This window comes from Pedobacter sp. 01N416, assembly GCF_056399685.1.
On sequence record NZ_JBFTRT010000580.1, the window covers coordinates 1 to 3,126 of the forward strand.

Annotated in this window: 1 protein-coding gene; it reads left to right on the forward strand. The window is 31.4% G+C overall.

All coding sequences use genetic code 11. From position 1 onward, the window contains the following. Positions 1-33 precede the first annotated feature (33 nt). The gene (locus AC1DND_RS23985) at positions 34-2,799 is read left to right on the forward strand and encodes a response regulator (RefSeq protein ID WP_477585085.1); all 2,766 of its coding nucleotides are present in this window, start codon (positions 34-36) and stop codon (positions 2,797-2,799) included. Positions 2,800-3,126: the final 327 nt, after the last annotated feature.

The window sequence follows — 3,126 nt, forward strand, 5'->3', positions numbered from 1 at the left end:
TCCTACTACTCCTACTACAACATTCACGCTTTAATGTCTAGAAAAGACAAAATTTGGGTCGGAACATTTGAGTATGGCTTTGATATTTTAGATAGAAATTCAGGCAAGGTTATAAAACATTATAGTGCTAATGATCCATCTTCGGGATTACACAGTAATTTTATTTTCTCATTTTATGAAACCAAAAAAAAGGAACTGATTGTGATTACCAATTTAGGACTTTATTTGTATAATGAACCAAAAGACAATTTTGAGTCCATAAAAACATTTCCTGAAACAATATTTTATACCACTTACCTAGAAGATATCGATGGAAATTTATGGGCTGGGAGTTCTCGTGATGGCTTGTTTTACTACAATCCGAATACCAAAAAGAAAGAGGTCTTTGTTTATCATTATAAAAACGCAAATGGAATCAGCGATAATTCCATCAATTATATTTTTGAAGACAGTTCTACAAATTTATGGTTCGCCACTGAAAATGGATTGAATTTATTCGATAAAAAAACAAGAACTTTTAAAAGATTTACGACTGAAAACGGATTTCCGAGCAACGTAGTGTATGCAATTGTAGAAGATGATGCTAAAAATTTATGGATAACAACTTCTAAAGGTCTGGTGAAATTTGGTTCAGATCATAAAAGTATTAAGATTTATACAAGGCCAAATGGTTTGTTGAGTGATCAGTTTAATTATGCATCTGCTTTTAAAGATACAAACGGTGACATGTATTTTGGAAATCTAAATGGAATGATTAGTTTCAATCCAAATAATTTTACAAAAAATAAATACTCACCTTCAATTTATATTACCAATCTTCAAATCAACAATAAAGATATTGATGCCAATAAAAATGATTCTCCTATAAAACAATCTATTTCGCATATTGATGAATTAAAATTAAACAACAATCAATCATCGTTTAATCTTGAATTTGCGTCGTTAAATTATACGGCTGCAGAGCTTACAGAATATTGGTACAAGCTTGAAAACGTAAATAATGACTGGGTTTATCTTGGGCACAACAATAAAGTTTTCTTTACAGAACTCAGGCCCGGCAATTATGTTTTTAAAGTAAAATCGTTAAATAGTTTTGGTATTTGGAGCAAAGAAGTTGCATTAAAAATTAAAATTTTACCTCCATTTTGGGCAAGTTCTTATGCCTATTTTTTCTATTTTCTCCTAATTTGCGGTTCCCTTTATTACATTATCCGTTATTCGCAAAACCTAACTGAAATTAAAAATAACCGAAAAATAAAACATTTAAACGACGAAAAAGAGAAAGAAATCTATCAGGCAAAAATTGATTTTTTCACGAATGTTGCACACGAAATTAGAACGCCACTAACGCTGATAAAAAGCCCTTTGGAAAAACTTTTGACAATGGAGCACAAATTACCAGAAGTTCCTCAAAATCTTTCTATAATGAAGAAAAATACGTTGCGATTGTTAAAATTAGTCAACGAATTATTAGATTTTAGAAAATCTGAAATCGGCGGACTAAAACTCACTTTTGTACAAACAAATATTTCTTCAATTGTTAGAAAATTACATTTGAGATTCAGCCAATTAATTGAAGAAAGAGGCATTGAATTTGAATTGGAACTGAGCCAAAAAGACATTTATGCGTTTGTTGACAAAGAAGCTTTCGAAAAAATCCTGAGTAATTTGATTAGTAATGCTATTAAATATTCAAAAGACAAAGTTTCAATTGTGCTTTTTAGAGATGAATCCAAACTGATTTTAATCGTGAAAAATGATGGAAATTTGATTCCATATCATTTAAAAGATAAAATTTTTGAGCCGTTTTTTAGGGTCAATACTATGAGTGCAATTTCGGGAACCGGAATTGGGCTCTCGCTTGCACATTCGTTAACACAACTACATAACGGAAATCTGCAATTAATTTCAAATTCAACCCTCAATGTTTTTGAACTTGTAGTTCCACTTCATCAGAAAGAAGAATTTATGCTTTACAGTGAATCCGAAAAAGAAGAAAATAAGCAGGAATTAACTATTGCCGAAATTGAAAGCAAACATGAGAAAACACAAATTTTAGTTGTAGAGGACAATGAAGATTTATTGAATTTTATTTCGACAGAATTATCTCAGCTTTACACCGTTTTAAAAGCTGATAATGGCGAAAATGCGTTAAAAATAATTCACAACGAAAATATTCAGCTTATAATAAGTGATGTTTCAATGCCAATTATGGATGGAATTACCTTGTGTAAAAAAATTAAAACAAATCTGGAAACAAGCCATATCCCAGTAATCTTACTTACAGCCAAAAGTTCTCTGAAGTCACAAATTAACGGTCTTGGAGCGAGAGCCGATGCCTACATTGCGAAACCTTTTTCGATGGATTATTTGAAAGTCCAGACAGAAAATTTGATCGAAAACAGAAAACAAATTATGAACTACTATGCTAGTTCACCGCTGTCACACATCAAAAGTATTGCAAACAGTAAAATCGATGAAAAGTTCCTGAATAAATTAGACCAAGAAATTCTAAAAAACATTACTGATTCAGATTTAAGCGTTGAATCTTTGGCAGAAATAATGAACATGAGCCGATCGACTTTATATAGAAAAATTAAAGATATTTCGAATTTGAGCCCGAATGAATTGATCAATATTGTGCGCTTAAAAAAAGCCGCAGAATTACTTTTGAATGAGAACTATAAAATGTATGAAATTGCCGAAATGGTAGGTTATAATTCACAAACAAGCTTCGGACGAAATTTTCAAAAGCATTTTAAAATGAGCCCTTCAGAATATATCGCTATGAATAAATAACTATTAATGGATGGGATGTCTGGATAAAAAAGCTAAAGAGGCTATTCGATTAGGCCCAACTATCCATTACCCTTATCAGGGTTTCGTCGACCTGCTTTGTATTTTAGTGAAAGTGTTTCTTCGCCACTTTTAACGAAACACCCACTTAAATGAATACTTTATTCAAATTCTGGATAATAACAACCAAAGAAATTGAAAAAGAGCTTGAAAACAACAGGAAAGGGCTGACAGAAAAAAAATCAGAAATCGTCAGAGATCAGGAACTGCTGTATACGGTCGAAGAGAAATGGATAAAAAATGAAATTGATCAAGAGACCTACCAAAGAT